The organism is Pseudomonas sp. GD04015, assembly GCF_029837675.1.
GTDB lineage: Bacteria > Pseudomonadota > Gammaproteobacteria > Pseudomonadales > Pseudomonadaceae > Aquipseudomonas > Aquipseudomonas paralcaligenes.
On sequence record NZ_JAOEEE010000002.1, the window covers coordinates 203,033 to 221,765 of the forward strand.

The 18,733-nt window shown below is 69.9% G+C and carries 15 protein-coding genes; 9 read left to right on the forward strand and 6 right to left on the reverse strand.

Annotated features, from left to right (window positions below):
- Positions 1–27 precede the first annotated feature (27 nt).
- Both N7640_RS02525 and N7640_RS02530 read right to left on the reverse strand, forming a co-directional pair.
- Complete coding sequence (locus tag N7640_RS02525) at positions 28–1,974, reverse strand: autotransporter domain-containing protein (protein WP_279901562.1); 1,947 nt, start codon at positions 1,972–1,974, stop codon at positions 28–30.
- Positions 1,975–2,175: 201 nt separating this feature from the next.
- A complete protein-coding gene (locus N7640_RS02530; protein ID WP_279901561.1) occupies positions 2,176–3,099 on the reverse strand; it encodes a LysR family transcriptional regulator in 924 nt (307 codons plus the stop codon).
- A gap of 87 nt (positions 3,100–3,186) precedes the next feature.
- Here N7640_RS02530 and N7640_RS02535 point away from each other — a divergent pair, with 87 nt between their 5' ends.
- The gene (locus tag N7640_RS02535) at positions 3,187–4,299 is read left to right on the forward strand and encodes an SRPBCC family protein (protein WP_279901560.1); all 1,113 of its coding nucleotides are present in this window, start codon (positions 3,187–3,189) and stop codon (positions 4,297–4,299) included.
- A gap of 103 nt (positions 4,300–4,402) precedes the next feature.
- Here the strand turns inward: N7640_RS02535 and rpiA are convergent, their stop codons facing one another.
- Positions 4,403–5,074, reverse strand: coding sequence for a ribose-5-phosphate isomerase RpiA (gene rpiA / locus N7640_RS02540; protein WP_220811310.1), 672 nt, complete (start codon positions 5,072–5,074; stop codon positions 4,403–4,405).
- Positions 5,075–5,138: 64 nt separating this feature from the next.
- Positions 5,139–6,284 (reverse strand): calcium-binding protein, encoded by a 1,146-nt coding sequence (locus N7640_RS02545; RefSeq protein ID WP_279901559.1) that lies wholly within the window; start codon positions 6,282–6,284, stop codon positions 5,139–5,141.
- A gap of 181 nt (positions 6,285–6,465) precedes the next feature.
- Here N7640_RS02545 and ilvA point away from each other — a divergent pair, with 181 nt between their 5' ends.
- The 4 genes from ilvA to N7640_RS02565 are packed head-to-tail and all read left to right on the forward strand — an operon-like array spanning position 6,466 to position 10,152.
- Positions 6,466–7,980: a threonine ammonia-lyase, biosynthetic gene (gene ilvA / locus N7640_RS02550; RefSeq protein ID WP_279901558.1), complete on the forward strand. Its 1,515-nt coding sequence runs from the start codon at positions 6,466–6,468 to the stop codon at positions 7,978–7,980.
- Between the two features lie 11 nt (positions 7,981–7,991).
- A complete protein-coding gene (locus N7640_RS02555; protein WP_279901557.1) occupies positions 7,992–8,432 on the forward strand; it encodes a DUF2269 family protein in 441 nt (146 codons plus the stop codon).
- The gene (locus N7640_RS02560; protein ID WP_279901556.1) at positions 8,432–9,688 is read left to right on the forward strand and encodes an SDR family oxidoreductase; all 1,257 of its coding nucleotides are present in this window, start codon (positions 8,432–8,434) and stop codon (positions 9,686–9,688) included. The genes N7640_RS02555 and N7640_RS02560 overlap by 1 nt, the downstream gene beginning before the upstream one ends.
- A complete protein-coding gene (locus N7640_RS02565) occupies positions 9,685–10,152 on the forward strand; it encodes a DUF2269 domain-containing protein (protein ID WP_279901555.1) in 468 nt (155 codons plus the stop codon). Before N7640_RS02560 ends, N7640_RS02565 begins: the two co-directional genes overlap by 4 nt.
- 73 nt (positions 10,153–10,225) lie before the next feature.
- Here N7640_RS02565 and N7640_RS02570 read toward each other — a convergent pair whose 3' ends face one another.
- The gene (locus tag N7640_RS02570; RefSeq protein WP_279901553.1) at positions 10,226–10,879 is read right to left on the reverse strand and encodes an HAD-IB family hydrolase; all 654 of its coding nucleotides are present in this window, start codon (positions 10,877–10,879) and stop codon (positions 10,226–10,228) included.
- Between the two features lie 145 nt (positions 10,880–11,024).
- Between N7640_RS02570 and N7640_RS02575 the strand changes: the two genes are divergently transcribed.
- The 3 genes from N7640_RS02575 to N7640_RS02585 are packed head-to-tail and all read left to right on the forward strand — an operon-like array spanning position 11,025 to position 15,241.
- Positions 11,025–11,504, forward strand: a complete 480-nt coding sequence (locus N7640_RS02575) for an RNA pyrophosphohydrolase (protein ID WP_220811303.1) — start codon at positions 11,025–11,027, stop codon at positions 11,502–11,504.
- Positions 11,505–11,526: 22 nt separating this feature from the next.
- Positions 11,527–13,806, forward strand: a complete 2,280-nt coding sequence (gene ptsP, locus N7640_RS02580; RefSeq protein ID WP_220811302.1) for a phosphoenolpyruvate--protein phosphotransferase — start codon at positions 11,527–11,529, stop codon at positions 13,804–13,806.
- Positions 13,807–13,834: 28 nt separating this feature from the next.
- Positions 13,835–15,241 carry an FAD-binding oxidoreductase gene (locus N7640_RS02585; protein WP_279901549.1) on the forward strand — a complete coding sequence of 469 codons (1,407 nt, stop codon included), beginning with the start codon at positions 13,835–13,837 and terminating at the stop codon, positions 15,239–15,241.
- Here the strand turns inward: N7640_RS02585 and N7640_RS02590 are convergent.
- Positions 15,205–16,242 (reverse strand): AraC family transcriptional regulator, encoded by a 1,038-nt coding sequence (locus N7640_RS02590; protein WP_279901547.1) that lies wholly within the window; start codon positions 16,240–16,242, stop codon positions 15,205–15,207. The two genes, N7640_RS02585 and N7640_RS02590, sit on opposite strands and share 37 nt — an antisense overlap.
- Positions 16,243–16,346: 104 nt before the next feature.
- On the opposite strand from N7640_RS02590, the gene N7640_RS02595 reads away from it, so the two are divergent.
- The gene (locus N7640_RS02595) at positions 16,347–18,728 is read left to right on the forward strand and encodes a penicillin acylase family protein (protein ID WP_279901545.1); all 2,382 of its coding nucleotides are present in this window, start codon (positions 16,347–16,349) and stop codon (positions 18,726–18,728) included.
- Positions 18,729–18,733 lie beyond the last annotated feature (5 nt).

Sequence of the window (18,733 nt, forward strand, 5' to 3'; positions counted from 1 at the left end):
GCCGGGAGCCGGCCCCGCCCGCTCACCTCAGAACAGCCACTGGGCGCCGAGCGAGTAGCCGGTCTGGCTGCCCTCGTCGTGACCCAGGCGGCCGTTGACCTCCACGTACAGCCCCAGACTGTCGCCGATCTGCAGTTGGCTGCCGAGGCGCGCGCGGCCGAAGCTGGTGTCCACGTCGCCCAGCTCGGCCACCCGCACCCGGCCGTCGGCGCGGCTGGTGAGGGCGATGTCTTCCAGGCGACCGTCGCCCAGCTCCTTGACCCAGGCCACGCTGGCGTACGGCAGCAGGCGCAGCGAGCCATCGAGCGCCAGGCTGCCCTGCAGGCGCCAGCCGAGGCTGGCTTCGAGGCTGTCGTAGTCCTGTTCCTCGTAGCCCAGGGCGGTGCGGTCGGCGCCCTTCTCGGAGAAGTCGTCGATGCGGCTGTGGCTGTAGTCCAGGCCGGCGAAGGGACCGCTGCGCAGGTCGCCGAAACTGAAGTCGTAGCCGCCGAGCAGGCGCGCGCCCCAGGTCAGCGCGTCGGTATCGGCGGAGAAGCGCCGCTCCAGCAGCACCGGGCCGCCGTCGGCCTGGATGCGCAGGGCGCGCTCGCTGTCGAGGCGGGTGTGCGCCACGCCGAGGTCGGCGCCCAGCCAGGCCGGGCCGCCGTCGCTGAGCAGGGCGAAGGCGCCGAGGCGCCAGGCGTCGCTGTCGAGCTTGCCGCCATGCTCCAGGTCGTCGCGGCCGTTCTGGTAGCTCAGGCTGGCGCCCACCGACAGCAGCTCGCTCACCCGCAGGTCGCCCAGGGCGTGGATGCCGTAGCGCCGGGCCTCGGGGTTGGGCGCCTCGTCGAATCCGCTGTCCGGCGCGTACTCGCCGTCCACGCCGATCGCCCCGTCGAAGCTGCCGACCTCGCGCTGCATGGCCTGCAGCAGCTGCCAGCGCCGCTCGTGCAGCTGGCTCTGCGCCTGGTACTGGCGCTGCAGGTGGTCCTGCATGTTGCGCGCGGTGGCGCCGCCCGACGCGGCGGAGGCCAGCAGGTCGGCGTTGGTCAGCTCCAGCATCAGGCGGCTGAGCAGGCGCGAGTAGTCGCGCAGGCGCTGTTCGATACGCTCCTCGCCGAAGGCGCCGACCAGCACGGTCTCGTTGTCCTCGACCGGGTCGTGCCAGGTCGAACCGCCGGGGATGGCCGGGTTGGTGGTCTGCTCGTAGCCGTCCAGGTCGCCGATGTCCCAGTTGGTCGACTCGACGTAGAGGATCGGCACGTTGAGGTCCTCGAACGCCTCGCCATCGCTGCAGCAGCCGGTGCCGACGGGGTAGTCGGGGTTGAGGCCGGGGTTGGCGCGCAGGTCGATGCCCAGCTCCCCGGCGATGCGCGCGGCGTGCTCGCGCAGGCTGGCCAGCTCCGGGTTGTCCGTGCTGTTCTGGCCGGCGTGGGCGTACATCATGTCGCCGGTGATCAGGCTGTCGATGTTGATCATCGCCAGCAGGTTGGCGCGCCGCGCGTCGTCCAGCGCGGCCACGTAGGCCCGGGAACCGCGCAGGCCCTCTTCCTCCGCGCCGAAGCCGACGATCTCCAGGCCGTTCTCCAGGCGCAACCCGGAGAGGTTGCGCGCCACCTCGGTCAGCACGCCGGCGCCCGAGGCGTTGTCGTCCAGGCCCTGCAGGGTCGGGCGGCCGAAGTAGGTGTCGAAGTGGGCGCCGATCACCACGTACTGGTCGCTGAGGCCGGCGGCGGAGGCAACGACGTTCTGCGAGGTGCGGGTGCCGTCGTTCCAGCTGAAGTTCTGCCGGCCGAGCGCATAGCCGCTGCCCATGCGGGCCTCCATCCAGTCGGCGGCGCCGGCGAAGCTGGCGGTGTCGCGGTAGCGGCCCGGGTAGTCGTGGATCAGCTTGTCGACGGTGCCAGCGGCGTGTTCGCCGAACTGGTAGGCGCCGGCCAGGGGGGCGCAGAGCAGGCTGCCGAGGCTGACGGCGCGAGCGAGGGATTTGATCACTTCACTTTCCTTGTTGTTGGTTGGGAGGAAAAACGACAGGAAAGCAATAGCAGGATGCGGGCCGGCAACCTGTCCGCGCAGACAGATTGACGCATGGGAAAAACTGCGGGTCGCCTGGCTGTAAGTTGTATCCGCCTGGCTACATGACCGGGCGGACACGGCGCACCGGATTGGCGCGAACGGGGTCTTTCCGGCCCCGAATCAGGCCTCGCCGGCGCGCAGTTCGCCGGCGATCTCCAGCAGCCGCTCGCGCAGCCAGCGCATGTTCGGCGAGCGGTCCTGGGAACGGTGCCAGATCATGCTGACCTGCACCGGCGGCAGTGCCAGCGGCAGCGGCGCCACCGCCAGGCCATGGCCGGCCGGCAGCTGGCGCAGCAGGTGGCCGGGCACCGTGGCCAGCAGGTCGGAGCCGGCGACGATGGCCGGCAGCGGCATGTAGTTGGGCAGGTAGACCTGCACCTGGCGGCGCACCTTGGCCGAGCCGAGCACGATCTCCAGCGGCGAGCCGCGGCCGTCGCGCGGCAGGATAGAGACGTGCCGGGCGCCCTGGTAGTCCTCCAGGCCCAGGCCGCCGTCGAAGGCCGGGTGGCCGCCGCGGCCGATGACCATCATCCGTTCCTCGTGCAGCGCCTGGTAGCACAGCTGCGGATCGTCGAAATACAGGTAGTCGATGGCCAGGTCGAGTTCGCCGTCGGCCAGTTGCCGGACCATCTGCCGGGCGTCGTCGCTCTGCACCTGCAGCGTCCAGCGCGGCACCTCGGCGGCCAGCCGGGCACTCAGCGCCGGCAGCAGGCTGGCCTGGGCGTAGTCGTTCATCGACAGGCGCAGGCGGTGCTCGCTGTCGCGGTCGACGGCGGTCTCGCTGCCCAGCCCGCGCTGCAGGATGCCCAGCGCCTGGCGGATCGGCACGTGCAGCGCCTGGGCCTGGGCGGTCGGCCGCAGGCCCTGGGCGGTGCGCACGAACAGCCTCTCGCCGAGCTGCTCGCGCAGGCGCGCCAGGGCGTTGCTCACCGCCGGCTGGCTGCGGTGCAGGCGCAGGGCGGCGCGCGACAGGTTCTGTTCCTGCATCAGGGCGTCGAACACCAGCAGCAGGTTCAGATCGAGCTGTTGCAAATTCCGGATCATGAATAAAGCTCTTTCTGAATATCCATTATACGAATGAAGATACAGCCTCTAGCCTGAGCTTTCATAGACCCGAGGGAGGGCGATGGCATGAGCTTCGACGTGCATACATTCCGCGAACGCTACCGGGCGGCGATCAGCCCCGGCTACAACCCCTGGCTGCACGCCGGCTTCGTCGCCCTGTTCGGCCTCGGCGTGGCGGCCGCCCTGCTGGCGACCGCGCAGGACATCGGGCCGTGGGAGTGGCTGGCGCTGCCCCTGACCCTGCTGTTCCTCAACTGGGGCGAGCACCGCATCCACCAGGGCCTGGGGCACCACAAGCGGCGCCTGGGCGCGATGTTCTACAAGCGCCACACCGGCGACCACCACAGCTTCTTCGAGGAGCGCCACATGCCCTTCGAGCAGGCGCGGGACTGGCGGGTGATCCTGTTCCCGGCCTGGCTGGTGATGGTGCAGAGCGCCGGCGCCGTGGCCCTCTGGGCGGTGATCCGGCCGTTCAACCCGGAGCTAGCGGCCGTGGTCGGCGCCGGCTGGGTGCTGGGCTACCTGCTCTACGAGGTGCTGCACGCCTGTGAGCACCTGCCCGACAGCAACCCCGTCGCGCGCCTGCCCTGGGTCCGCCACATGCGCCACCTGCACGCCCTGCACCATCGCCGCGACCTGATGCAGGAGCGCAACATGAACATCGTGTTCCCGCTGACCGACTGGCTCTACGGCACCCTGCACTGGGAGCCGATGCCCGAGGCCGGCCTGGTCCGCCAGCAGCACGTGGTAGACCTGAGCGGCACGCCCGAGGCGGTGCTGGACTACGCCCGCGACGCCAGCCACTGGCCCGAGTGGCATCCCTCGTCCAAGGTCATCTACGGGGTGAGCGGGCCGCTGCCGGCGGGCGCGACCTTCGAGGAGGACATCGAGTCCGCCGGCCGCCTCGGCCATATCGCCTGGCGCGTCACCGACTACCAGCCGGGCCGGCTGTGGTGCGCCGAGGCGGAGGACGCCCAGGGACGCTTCTGGCTGCGGGTCACCTACCTGTGCGCGCCGCTGGCCGGCGGCACCCGCTTCGAGCGGCGCATGGAGTACCGGGTGAACGGCCGGCTGCTGCGCCTGCTCGACGCGCTGTTCCTGTCCCGCAGGACCGAGCGCGAGTCACGCCAGTCGCTGGTCGAGCTGAAGCGGGCCTGGGAGGCGCGCGCCGGCGCCTAGCCGAACGAATGGTAGGAGCGAGCTCTGCTCGCGAAGTGTTGGCGGCGCCTGTATTCGCGAGCAGAGCTCGCTCCTACACCGTTCCCCGACGGCGCGTGAGCGCTCAGCGCTCCAGGCGCTTCACGCCCTCGGCGGTGCCGAGCAGCAGCAGGTCGGCCGGGCGCGCGGCGAACAGGCCGTTGGTGACCACGCCGACGATGGCGTTGATGTCCGCCTCCAGCTTCACCGGGTCGACGATGCTCATGTTGTGCACGTCGAGGATGATGTTGCCGTTGTCGGTGACCACGCCCTCGCGGTACACCGGGTCGCCGCCCAGCTTCACCAGCTGGCGCGCCACGTGGCTGCGGGCCATGGGGATGACTTCCACCGGCAGCGGGAAGGCGCCGAGCACCGGTACAAGCTTGCTGCCGTCGGCGATACAGATGAAGGTCCTGGCCACCGCCGCGACGATCTTCTCGCGGGTCAGGGCGGCGCCGCCGCCCTTGATCAGGTGCAGGTGCTCGTCGCTCTCGTCGGCGCCGTCGATGTAGAACTCCAGTTCGCTGACGCTGTTCAAGTCATACACCGGGATGCCGTGGCCCTTGAGCCGCGCGGCGGTGGCCTCGGAGCTGGCAACGGCGCCGTCGAAGGCCATCTTGTGCCGGGCCAGGGCGTCGATGAAGAAGTTGGCGGTAGAGCCGGTGCCGACGCCGATCACGCTCTTGCTGTCGAGCAGGGGGAGGATGTGGTCGACGGCGGCCTGGGCCACCGCCTGCTTGAGCTGATCCTGGGTCATGACGCTTCTGCCGGGCTGGAAAAGCGCGATTATAGCCGCGCTGCCGGCCCGGCCGCAGCGCTTCTCATCCGCCCGCACGCACCAGCACGGCGCCGGCGGCCAGCGCCAGGCCCAGCAGGCCATCGGCCGCCGGCTCGGGCGCCACACCGGGGCAGCAGTGGCCCGGCGTGCTCAGGCTCGCCTGGGGCGGGGCCGCCGCCGGCAGGCCCATGCGCTGGCGCACAGCGGCCTCGTCCAGCACCGTGCCGTCGTCGAAGCGGATCTTCTCGACCACGAAGGCCCGGTCGAGGAAGTAGTTGTCGATGACGATGCGCTGCTCGTTGTCCAGCTCGACGATCAGGTCGCCGGGCGGCCCGCCGCTGAAGCGCACGTAGGCCGGGTCTACCGCGCCGCGGATGTGCAGGGTGTCGAGGTTGCCCGGGGTGGTGTCGTAGTCGTGGATGCGCTGGTCGCCGAAATCGCCGCTCACCACCAGGTCGACCTGGTAGTAGTCGTCGCCCGGCCCGCCGTACAGGCGGTTCCAGCGGTTGCCGCCGAGGAACATCGGCTCGGAGGTGCCGCCGTTGAGCAGGTCGCCGTGGCGGCTGCCGATCAGCAGGTCGTTGCCGCCACGCCCGGACAGGTAGGTGGGCCGGTCCGCCGCCACCAGGCGGTTGGCCTGTTCGTTGCCGGTCAGGCGGATCAGGTTGCCGGTGTAGGTCGGCGGGTTGTCGGCGCTGCGGCCGAGCGCCATGAGCGGGTCGATGTGGAAGTTGCGCAGCACCTGTTCGTCCGTCACCACGGTGGAGCCGAAGCGGAACACCTCGATGCGGAACGCGGGGTCGAGGAAGAAGTGCCGCACCACGACCACGCCCGGCTCGCCGTTGAGGCCAATCAGCAGGTCGTCCTGGTAGCGCTCGAAGGGGCCGAACGACTCCAGGCTCTCGTCGATGATCAGGGTGTCCATGTTCTGGTTGACCCAGGACGGGCTGGGGTCGAAGTCGAGAATCTCGTCGCGCCCGCCAGCGTTCAGATCGTAGGTGTAGTAGTCGCTGCCCAGGCCGCCGTACAGGCGGTTGTGGCCGGCGCCGCCGACCAGCGAGTCCGAGCCGGGGCCGTCGATCAGGACATCGTCGCCGTCGCCGCCGAGCAGGCGGCTGGGTTCGGGGTGGGCGACCAGCAGGTCGTTGCCGGGCGTGCCGGGCACAAGTACGCGGGAGGGAACGGCCATGGCGAATCCTCATGGAGTGGAGTGTGGGGGAGGCACGCCACTGCACAAAGGGGCCTGAGCGGACTGACTGGCGCAACGGCGGAAGATTCCGCGCCACCGGTCGGCTCGCCCGGGTGGCCGCGTCCGGCGTCGCCGGAGTAGACTCCCCCTCTCCCTCCTTCCCTGCGCCGTGATACCCGTGATGCTCGAACCGTACATGAAGAAGATCCTCACCTCGCGCGTCTACGACGTCGCGGTGGAAACCCCGCTGCAACCCGCCCGCCAGCTCACCGAGCGGCTGGGCAACCAGATTCTGCTCAAGCGCGAGGATCTGCAGCCGGTGTACTCGTTCAAGATTCGCGGCGCCTACAACAAGCTGGCCCAGCTCAGCCGCGAGGAACTGGAGCGCGGCGTGGTCACCGCCTCCGCCGGCAACCACGCCCAGGGCCTGGCCCTGGCCGCCAAGCACCTGGGGGTGAAGGCGACCATCGTCATGCCGCGAACCACCCCGGAGCTGAAGGTGCAGGGCGTGCGCTCGCGCGGCGGCAAGGTGGTGCTGCACGGCGACGCCTTCCCCGAGGCCCTGGCCCACTCGCTCAAGCTGGTGGAAGAGAAGGGCTACACCTACATCCACCCCTACGACGACCCGCTGGTGATCGCCGGCCAGGGCACCGTGGCCATGGAAATCCTGCGCCAGCAGCCGGGCCGGCTGGACGCCATCTTCGTGCCGGTCGGCGGCGGCGGCCTGGTCGCCGGCATCGCGGCCTACGTGAAGTACCTGCGCCCGGAGATCAAGGTGATCGGCGTCGAGCCGGACGACTCCAACTGCCTGCAGGCCGCCATGGCCGCCGGCGAGCGCGTGGTGCTGCCGCAGGTCGGGCTGTTCGCCGACGGCGTGGCGGTGGCGCAGATCGGCCAGCACACCTTCGACATCTGCCGGCAGTACGTGGACGAGGTGATCACCGTCAGCACCGACGAAATCTGCGCGGCGATCAAGGACATCTACGACGACACCCGCTCGATCACCGAGCCGGCCGGCGCCCTGGCCGTGGCCGGGATCAAGAAGTACGTGGAGCGCGAGGGCCTGCGCGACCAGGTGCTGGTGGGCATCGACTCCGGCGCCAACATCAACTTCGACCGCCTGCGCCACGTCGCCGAGCGCGCCGAGTTGGGCGAGAAGCGCGAGGCGATCATCGCCGTGACCATCCCCGAGCGCCCGGGCAGCTTCAAGGCCTTCTGCGAGGCGATCGGCAAGCGCCAGATCACCGAGTTCAACTACCGCTACCACACCGACCGCGAGGCGCACATCTTCGTCGGCGTGCAGACCCACCCGGAGAACGACCCGCGCGCGGCGCTGGTGGACAACCTTCGCGAGCAGGGCTTCCCGGTGGTCGACCTGACCGACAACGAGCTGGCCAAGCTGCACATCCGCCATACGGTGGGCGGGCACGCGGCGGCGGTGTCGGACGAGGTGGTGTTCCGCTTCGAGTTCCCCGAGCGGCCGGGCGCACTGTTCAACTTCCTCAACCGCCTGGGCGGGCGCTGGAACATCACCATGTTCCACTACCGCAACCACGGCGCCGCCGACGGCCGCGTGCTGGCCGCGCTGCAGGTGCCGGCGGACGAGCGCCACCAGATTCCGGCGGCCTTCGACGCCATCGGCTATCCCTACTGGGACGAGACCGACAACCCGGCGTACAAGCTGTTCCTCGGATAAGGGTGTAAGTGATGGAACACTACCAACTGCTGAAATACGCCCACCTGATCCCGGCCGTGCTGATCCTGGCGGGCTTCGTCGCCCACGTCTTCATGCTGTGGAAGGCCAACCGCTCCGGCGACGCCGCGGTGCTGGCCCGCAAGCTGCGCGTCACCCGCCTGTACAGCCTGCCGGCCATGGGCCTGGTGGCGCTGTCCCTGCCGGTCAGCGGCTGGTGGCTGGTGCACACCGTGGGCTGGCCGCTGGGCGCCAGCTGGCTGCTGTACAGCGCGGTGCTGTTCGGCCTGCTGGTACTGTTCGGCCTGCTCCTGCACAGCCGCCTCGGCGCCTGGCAGGCGGCGGCCGGTGGCGCGGTGCCGACCAGGCTGCTGCGCTTCGTGATCGCCTACGCGGCGCTGATGCTGATCCTGCTGCTGGCGATCTTCGCCCTGATGGGGGCCAAGCCGGCCTGATGCGCATCCTGCTGGTCGGAGCCGGCGGTTTTATCGGCCGGCATCTGCTCGACGCCCTGGTCCTGGCCGGCCACGCGGTGGTGGCCACCCGGCGCGGCCCCGATGCGCCCACGCTGCCCGGCGTGGAGTGGCGCTCCCTCGACCTGCTGCGGCCGGACGCCTTCGCCTGGCCGGAGGGCGTCGAGCTGGTGATCAACGCCAGCGGCAAGCTGTCCACCGACACGGCGCGCATGGAGCGCCTGCAGCGCGAGGGTGCTATTGCCCTGTTCGAGCTGGCCCAGCGGCACGGCGCCGCGGTGCTGCAGATTTCCGCCCTGGGCGCCGGCGAGCACCCCGATCTGCCCTTCCTGGCCAGCAAGGCGGCGGCCGACCGGCACCTGCTCGGCCTCGGCATCCCCGCCGTGGTGCTGCGCCCCTCGCTGGTCGTCGGTCCCGGTGGCGCCAGCAGCGGCTGGCTGCAACGCCTGTCGTCCTTGCCGCTAGTACCGCTGCTGGGCAACCGGGCCAGGCTGCAGCCGCTGCATGTCGACGATCTCTGCGCGGCGGTGCTGGCGCTACTGCGGCGCTGGCCGGCGCAGGCGACCGTGCTGCCGCTGGTGGGGCCGCAGGCGCTCACTCAGGGCGAGCTGATCGACGTGCTGCGCCAGGCCCAGGGCTGGCGGCCGGCGCGCTACGTCACCCTGCCGGCCCCGCTCGCCGGGCTCGGCGCGGCGCTGGGCGAACGCCTGGGCTGGCAGGCGCTGAACCGCCAGACCCTGCGCCTCAGCCGCCACGACAACCTGGCCGATCCGACGCCGCTGGAAGATGCCTGCGGCTACCGCGCCGCGCCCCTGGCGAGCCGCCTGCGCCACTGGCCGCAGCCGGCGCAGAGCCTGGTCCTGGCCTTGCAACCACTGGTCCTGCTGGTGCTGGCACTGATCTGGCTGGGCACCGCCGTGGTCTGCCTCGGGCCAGGCTTCGACTGGGGCCTGCGGATCATGGCGGAGGCCGGCGTCAACGGCCTTCCCGCGCGCCTGGCGGTGATCGCCGGCGCCCTGCTGGACGGCGCGCTGGGCCTGGCCCTGCTGTGGCGGCGCTGGCGCGTCCGCGCCCTGCAGGCACAGATCGGCCTGATGCTGGTCTATAGCCTGGCCATCAGCCTGCTGCTGCCCCACTACTGGTTCGATCCGTACATGGCGCTGGGCAAGAACTTCGCGGTCCTGCTGCTGAGCCTCTGGCTGCTGGGCCTTTCCGCCTCCACGACGAGACACCGATGAGCCTGTACCTGCTGCTCAAGACCCTGCACATCCTCTCCTCCACCCTGCTGTTCGGCACCGGGCTGGGCTCGGCCTACTACGCCCTGCGCGCCTGGCGCAGTGGCGAGGTACAGGTGATCGCCACCACCTTCCGCCACCTGGTCACCGCCGACTGGCTGTTCATCGCCACCACGGCGGTGTTCCAGCCGCTCTCCGGCCTGGCCCTGGCGAAGCTGGCGGGCTGGCCGCTGAGCCAGGCCTGGCTGCTGTGGAGCGCGGGACTGTTCGTGCTGGCCGGGCTGTGCTGGCTGCCAGTGCTGTGGCTGCAGATGCGGGTACGCGACATGGCCGGCCAGGCGCTACGCGACGGCACCGGGCTGCCCGCCCGCGCCCACCTGTACATGCGCATCTGGTTCGCGCTGGGCTGGCCGGCCTTCGTCGCGTTCATCGCCATCTTCTGGCTGATGGTGGCCAAGCCGCTGTAGATCGGTGGTTCTACGCGGGTTTCACCCGCCCTACATGACCGTAGGGCGGGTGAAACCCGCGTGACACCTCGACTCAGCGCAGGCTGATCACCGGCCAGCCACGCTCGACGGCGATGGTGCGCAGGGTGTCGTCGGGGTCGACCGCCACCGGGTGGGTCGCCGCCTGCAGCAGCGGCAGGTCGTTGCGCGAGTCGCTGTAGAAGTAGCTGCCTTCCAGGCTCAGGCCGGTCTCGGCCAGCCACTGGTTCATGCGCGTCACCTTGCCGTCCTGGTAGCAGGGCACGCCGGCGACCCGGCCGGTGTAGAGGCCGTTCTCCATGCCGCACTCGGTGGCGATCAGCGTCTCCACGCCCAGGCGCGCGGCGATCGGCGCGGTGATGAAGCGGTTGGTGGCGGTGATGATCACCAACCGGTCGCCGGCCTCGCGGTGCTCGCCCAACAGGGCCTCGCCCTTGGCCAGGATGATCGGCTCGATCACCTCCGTCATGAACTCCGCCTGCCAGCGCGCCAGCTCGGCGGCCGGGGTGCGGCTGAGGATGGCCTGGGTGAAGCTCTGGTAGGCCACCACATCCAGCTGGCCGGCGCAGTAGTCGGCATAGAAGGCATCGTTGCGCGCGCGGTACTCGGCGGCGTCGACCCGGCCGGTCTCGCAGAGGAATTCGCCCCAGCTATGGTCGCTGTCGCCGGCGAGCAGGGTGTTGTCGAGGTCGAAAAGGGCGAGGCGCACGTCGTGATACCTGGTTCGCAATGGCCGGAAGGGGCGCCAGAATAGCCGCTTTCAGCGCCGCTGCCCATTGCTGGAACCGCGCGTTTGCTGCGCCCGCGGGCTTTGTGGAACAATGCCGAAACATGCGTTTTCGAGGTGTTGTGCCGTGATCGATTCCGATGGTTTCCGCCCCAATGTCGGCATCATCCTGACCAATGATGTCGGCCAGGTCATGTGGGCGCGGCGGATCAACCAGGATGCCTGGCAGTTTCCCCAGGGCGGCATCAATCCCCACGAGTCCGCCGAGCAGGCGCTGTACCGCGAGCTGAACGAGGAAGTGGGCCTGGAACAGCAGGACGTGAAGATTCTCGCCTGCACCCGGGGCTGGTTGCGTTATCGTCTGCCCCAGCGCCTGGTGCGCACCCACAGCCAGCCGCTGTGCATCGGGCAGAAACAGAAGTGGTTCCTCCTGCGCCTGGTCGGCGACGAGAGCCGGGTGCGCATGGACCTGACCGGCAAGCCTGAATTCGACGGCTGGCGCTGGGTCAGTTACTGGTACCCGCTGAACCAGGTGGTGACGTTCAAGCGCGAGGTCTACCGCCGCGCCCTGAAGGAATTAGCCCCGCGCCTGCTGACGCGCGACTGACGAAGGAGTTCGATAGCGAGCCATGCTCAACACCCTGCGCAAGATCGTCCAGGAAGTGAACGCCGCCAAGGATCTCAAGGCGGCGCTGACGATCATCGTGCAACGGGTGAAGGAGGCCATGGGCAGCCAGGTGTGCTCCGTCTATCTGCTCGACGCCGATACCAAGCGCTTCGTCCTGATGGCCACCGACGGCCTCAACAAGCGCGCCATCGGCAAGGTCAGCATGGCCCCGAACGAGGGCCTGGTCGGCCTGGTGGGCACCCGCGAGGAGCCGCTGAACCTCGAGTTCGCCTCCGAGCACCCCCGCTACATGTATTTCCCCGAGACCGGCGAGGAGCGCTACGCCTCCTTCCTCGGCGCGCCGATCATCCACCACCGCCGGGTGATGGGCGTGCTGGTGGTGCAGCAGAAGGAGCGCCGCCAGTTCGACGAGGGCGAGGAAGCCTTCCTGGTCACCATGAGCGCCCAGCTCGCCGGGGTCATCGCCCACGCCGAGGCCACCGGTTCGATCCGCGGCCTCGGCAAGCAGGGCAAGGGCATACAGGAGGCGCGCTTCGTCGGCGTTCCCGGCTCCCCGGGTGCGGCCGTCGGCAGCGCCGTGGTGGTGCTGCCGCCGGCCGACCTCAACGTGGTGCCGGACAAGTCGGTCGACGACATCGAGGCCGAGCTGGCACTGTTCGGCAAGGCCCTGGAATGGGTCCGCGAGGACATGCAGGAGCTGTCCGCGAAGCTCGCCAGCCAGCTGCGCAAGGAAGAGCTGGCGCTGTTCGACGTGTACCTGATGATGCTCGACGACAATGCCCTCGGCAACGAGGTGCGCAAGGTCATCAAGACCGGCCAGTGGGCCCAGGGCGCCCTGCGCCAGGTGGTCACCGAGCACGTTTCCCGTTTCGAGCTGATGGACGACGCCTACCTGCGCGAGCGCGCCAGCGACGTGCGCGACCTCGGCCGCCGCCTGCTTGCCTACCTGCAGGAAGAACGCAAGCAGAGCCTGGTCTACCCCGACAACACCATCCTGGTCAGCGAGGAGCTGTCGCCGGCCATGCTCGGCCAGGTGCCGGAAGGCAAGCTGGTCGGCCTGATCTCGGTGCAGGGCTCGGGCAACTCCCACGTGGCCATCCTGGCACGCGCCATGGGCATCCCCACGGTGATGGGCGTGGTCGACCTGCCCTACTCCAAGGTCGACGGCATCCAGCTGATCGTCGACGGCTACCACGGCGAGGTCTTCACCAACCCCAGCGAGCTGCTGCGCAAGCAGTACGCCGAGGTGGTCGAGGAAGAACGCCAGCTGGCCCAGGGCCTCAACGCCCTGCGCGAACTGCCCTGCGAGACCCTGGACGGCCAGCGCATGCCGCTGTGGGTCAACACCGGCTTGCTGGCCGACGTGAAGCGCGCCCAGGAGCGCGGCGCCGAAGGCGTCGGCCTGTACCGCACCGAAGTACCGTTCATGAACGGCGAGCGCTTCCCCAGCGAGAAGGAACAGTTGGCCACCTACCGCGAGCAGCTGGCCGCCTTCCACCCGCTGCCGGTGACCATGCGCACCCTCGACATCGGCGGCGACAAGGCCCTGTCCTACTTCCCGATCAAGGAAGAGAACCCCTTCCTCGGCTGGCGCGGCATCCGCATCACCCTCGACCACCCGGAGATCTTCCTGGTCCAGGTGCGCGCCATGCTCAAGGCCAGCGAGGGTCTGAACAACCTGCGCATCCTGCTGCCGATGATCTCCGGCATCCAGGAGATGGAAGAAGCGCTGCACCTGATCCACCGTGCCTGGGGCGAGGTGCGCGACGAGGGCGTGGACATCCCCATGCCGCCGGTGGGGGTGATGATCGAGATTCCCGCCGCCGTCTACCAGGTGCGCGAGCTGGCGCGCCAGGTCGACTTCATCTCGGTCGGCTCCAACGACCTGACCCAGTACCTGCTGGCGGTGGACCGCAACAACCCGCGGGTCGCCGATCTCTACGACTTCCTCCACCCCGCCGTGCTGCACGCGCTCAAGCTGGTGGTCGACGGCGCCCACGCCGAAGGCAAGCCGGTGAGCATCTGCGGCGAGATGGCCGGCGACCCGGCGGCCGCCGTATTGCTGCTGGCGATGGGCTTCGACAGCCTGTCGATGAACGCCACCAACCTGCCCAAGGTGAAGTGGCTGCTGCGCCAGATCAGCTCCACTCGCGCCCGCGAACTGCTCAGCCACCTGATGGCCATCGACAACCCGCAGGTTATCCACAGCAGCCTGCACCTGGCCCTGCGCAACCTCGGCCTGGGCCGCGTGATCAACCCGGCGGCGACCATCCAGAGCTGATCCGCCGGGCCGCGAACAAGGAATGTTCATGCGCCTCCTGCTTGTCTTCCTGATTCTCCTGGGCCTTCCGGCGCTGGCCGACGAGACGGTCAACGACGTCACCGGGCTCAACCCGATCCAGGTCGAGCGCGTCCTCGCGCCCACCGAACTGGAGCAGATAGTCACCGCGGTGAAGCACCACCCCGGCCCGATCAGCATCGGCGGCGGACGCTTCAGCATGGGCGGCCAGACCGCCACGGATGGCGCCCTGCAGCTCGACATGCGTGACTTCGACCAGATCCTCGAATTCTCCGCCGAGCGCCGCGAGATCCGCGTGCAGGCCGGCATCACCTGGCGCGCGATTCTCGAGTACGTCGATCGCCACGACCTGTCGCCGCAGATCATGCAGTCCTACGCCAACTTCACGGTCGGCGGCTCCCTGTCGGTCAACGTGCATGGCCGCTATGTCGGCGAAGGCCCGCTGATTGGCTCGGTGCGCAGCATCCGCCTGGTACTGGCGGACGGCAGCCTGGTGGAGGCCAGCCCGCAGCAGAACGCCGAGCTGTTCCATGGCGCCATCGGCGGCTACGGCGGGCTCGGGGTGATAGTCGAGGCCACGCTGGGCCTGGTGGACAGCAGCCGTATCGCCCGCGAGTCGACGGTCATGCCGCTGAGCCGGTACCGCGCCTGGTTCGACCGCGAGGTCCGCGGGCAGAGCGACCTGGTGCTGCACAACGGCATTCTCTACCCGGACGGCTTCAACACCGTGCGCGCCGTCTCCTATCGCCGCACCAGCGCCGCACTGACCGAGACGGCCAGGCTCACGCCCACCGACCGCGACTACCGCCTGCAGCAGGCCGGCATCCGCCTGACCAGTGCCTCGCGCACCGGCCGCGTGCTGCGCGAGGCGGCACTGGACCCGCTGCTGTTCCGCGGCGCCAAGGTGCAATGGCGCAACCACGAGGCCAGCCTCGACGTGCGCGAACTGGAGCCCATCTCGGGGCCGGACTTCAGCTTCGTGCTGCAGGAGTACTTCGTGCCGCCGACGCAGCTGGAGCGCTTCGTCGGCGAACTGGCGCGGCTGAGCGAAAAGCACGGGGCCAGCCTGATCAACGTATCCATCCGCCACGCCAAGGCCGACCCCGACACACTGCTGGCCTGGGCACCGGAAGAGGTATTCGCCCTGGTGCTCTACTACCGCCAGGGCAGCTCCGCGAAGGAGCGCGAACGTGCCGCCGCCTGGACCCGCGAACTGATCGACGCCGCGCTGGCCTGCGGCGGGCGCTACTACCTGCCCTACCAGATCCACGCCAGTCGCGAACAATTCCTCGCCGCCTACCCACGCGCCCCCGAGTTCTTCGCCCTCAAGCAGCGACTCGACCCCGGCTACAAGTTCCGCAACCGGCTGTGGGACGCTTACTACGCCCCCTCCTCCAGCATCAGCTTGGCCCGATAGGCGTCCGGCGCGATGCCGTACCAGCGGCGGAACGCCCGGTAGAAGGGCGACAGCTCGGCGAAGCCGCAGGCCCGCGCCACGTCGCGGATCGCCAGGCCCGTGCGCAGCAGTTCGTGGGCGCGGGACTGCTGGATCGCCTCGCGCACCTGGCGCAGGTGGCTGCCCTGGGCGGCCAGGCCGCGCTGCAGGGCGCCCGGGGGCATGCCCAGCTCGGTGGCGCAGGCGCGCAGGGAGCAGTCGGCGCGGCCCAGGCGCACGCCGATCAGGTAGCTCAGGCGGTTGAGCAGATCATTCTCCACCAGCTCGGCCAGCTGGGTCTCCGCGTGCTGCCAGAGCAGGCGGTGCAGGCCGGGATTGGCGTTGCGCGACGGCCGTCTGAGCAGCGCGGCGGGGAACCACAGGGCGTCGTGTTCGGCGGCGAAGCGGGGCAGCAGGCCCAACAGCCGGCGATGCTCGCTCACCCGGGCCGGCCGCGGGTGGCGGAAGTCGAGACCGTCGATATGGAACTCGTCGTCGGTGATCAGCCGCAGCAGCTTGATGAACAGCAGCACCAGGCATTCCATCTGCTGGCGCAGCGGGCCGAAGCCTCGGTAGTTGAGGTCCAGCACCAGGCAGGCGCGCTCGTCCTCGACGCGCAGCTGGGCGACGAAGCCGCCGGCGAGGATGTGCTGGAAGCGCAGGAAGCTGTCCACCGCCTGCTGCAGGTCGCGGCCGGACAGCAGCAGGTAGCCGACCACGTCGAGCAGGCGCGGCTTCATCACCTCGCCCAGGTGCAGGCCGATGTCCGGGTCGCCGGTCAGCGCGTCGGCGGCCAGCCAGAACAGCGGCGCTTCGTCGTGGCTGAGGCGCCCCTCGGTCGGCGGCGGCACCAGACGGCGGTTCTGGTTGGTGCGCCGGTAGATGGTCACGGGGTCGTGGCCCAGTTCGGTCAGGGCCTCGTAGAGCAGGCGGCGCAGGGTCGCGGAATGGGTCAGCGGCGTGGTGCCGAGGTGCGGGTTCATGGGCGCTCCTTGTTTGACCGGAGAATTCCAGCACGCGCATCCCCGGTCAATGCCGCTGGCCGAAGCGCTGCGCAGAATGGCCGCACTACAACAAGGAGCGCGTCATGAAACGCAGTCTGACCTTCCTCGCCGTGGCCGTCGCCGCGGCGGCCGCCGGCGGCGCCTGGTACGTCCACGGCAAACTTCCCGTACGCGACGGCAACCTGCCGCTGGCCGGCCTGCAGGCGCCGGTCGAGGTGCGCTACGACGAGCGCGGCGTGCCACACATCCGCGCGCAGAACGAACTCGACCTGTACCGCGCCCTGGGCTTCGTGCACGCCCAGGACCGCCTGTTCCAGATGGAGATGCTGCGCCGCCTGGCGCGCGGCGAGCTGGCCGAGGTGCTGGGCGCCAAGCTGGTCGACACCGACCGCCTGTTCCGCACCCTCGGCATCCGCCAGCACGCCGATCGCTACGCCCAGGGCCTGGACCGCGAGAGCCCGTCGGTGAAGGCCCTGCTGGCCTACCTGGACGGCATCAACCGCTACCAGGACAGCCGCCCGGCGCCGGTGGAGTTCGACCTGCTGGGCATCGAGAAACGCCCCTTCACCCTCGAAGACACCGTGTCCGTGGCCGGCTACATGGCCTACAGCTTCGCCGCCGCCTTCCGCACCGAACCAGTGCTGACCCATGTGCGCGACAACCTGGGCGGCGACTACCTGCGCGTGTTCGACCTCGACTGGCACCCCGGCGGCGCCCTGGCGCAGCGCCTGGGTGGCGAGGACTGGCAGGCGCTCAACGACCTGGCGCGGCTCAGCCAGCAGGCGCTGGTGGAGGCCGGCCTGCCCCAGTTCGAGGGCAGCAACGCTTGGGCCGTTTCCGGCAGCCGCACCGCCAGCGGCAAGCCGTTGCTGGCCGGCGACCCGCACATCCGCTTCGCCGTGCCGGCGGTGTGGTACGAGGCGCAGCTGAGCTACCCCGGCTTCGAGCTGTACGGCCACCACCAGGCGCTCAACCCCTACGCCTCGCTCGGTCACAACCGGCAGTTCGCCTGGAGCCTCACCATGTTCCAGAACGACGACCTCGACCTGATCGCCGAGAAGGTCAACCCGAACGACTCCGGGCAGGTCTGGATCGACGGCCGCTGGGTGAGTCTGGAGATCCGCGAGGAGACCATCAGGGTCAAGGGCGGCGAGGATGTGACCATCACCCTGCGCCGCTCGCCCCACGGCCCCATCGTCAACGACGCGCTCGGCGCCACGCCGGGCAAGACGCCGATCGCCATGTGGTGGGCCTTCCTGGAGACCGAGAACCCGGTCCTCGACGCCTTCTACCAGCTCAACCGCGCCGACACCCTGGCCAAGGCCAGCGCCGCCGCCGCGAAGATCCACGCGCCGGGTCTCAACGTGATCTATGCCAACGCCAGCGGCGACATCGGCTGGTGGGCCGCCGGCAAGCTGCCGCGGCGCCCGGACGGGGTGAACCCGAGCTTCATCCTCGACGGCGCCAGCGGCGAGGCGGACAAGCCCGGCTACCTGCCGTTCGCCGCCAACCCGCAGGAAGAGAACCCGGCGCGCGGCTACATCATCTCCGCCAACTACCAGCCCGACTCGCCCACCGGCGCGGCCATCCCCGGCTACTACAACCTGGCGGACCGCGGCGCACGCCTGGACCAGCGCCTGGCCCAACCGGACGTGAAGTGGGACACCCACAACAGCCAGGCCCTGCAGCTGGACGATGGCACCGGCTACGGCCCGCGCCTGCTGGCGCCGATCCTCGACGACCTGCGCGCCGCTGCGGCGGACAAGGACGAGCGCGCCCTGGTCGAGCAACTCGCCGCCTGGGACGGCGGCCATCCGCTGGAGTCGGTCGCCGCCACCCTGTTCAACCAGCTGACCTTCGAGCTGGCCAACCAGGTCATGCACGATGAGCTGGGCGACGCCTTCTTCGACAGCCTGCTGCAGACCCGCGTGCTCGACGTGGCGCTGCCACGGCTGACCGCCGACGCCACCTCGCCCTGGTGGGACAGGCGCGGCACCGAGGCCGTGGAAAGCCGCGCCGAGACGGTCAAGGCGGCCTGGCAGGCGAGCATCGCCCACCTGCGCCAGACCTTCGGCCCGGACAGCCAACAGTGGACCTGGGACAAGGGCCACAGCCTGACCCACCAGCACCCGCTGGGCACCCAGAAGCCGCTGGACAGGCTGTTCAACGTCGGCCCCTTCGCCGTGCCGGGCGGCCACGAGGTGCCGAACAACCTGTCGCACCGGGTCGGCCCGGCGCCCTGGTCGGTGGTCTACGGCCCCTCGACCCGCCGCCTGATCGACATGGCCGACGCCAGCAAGGGCCTGGGCATCAACCCGGTCGGCCAGAGCGGCGTGCCGTTCGACCGCCACTTCGCCGACCAGGCCGAGGCCTACGTCGCCGGGGAGTACCTGCCGATGCACTTCGCCGAGGACGAGGTGCGCGCCAATACCCGCGGCACGCTGGAGCTACGGCCAGAGGACTGACCCGC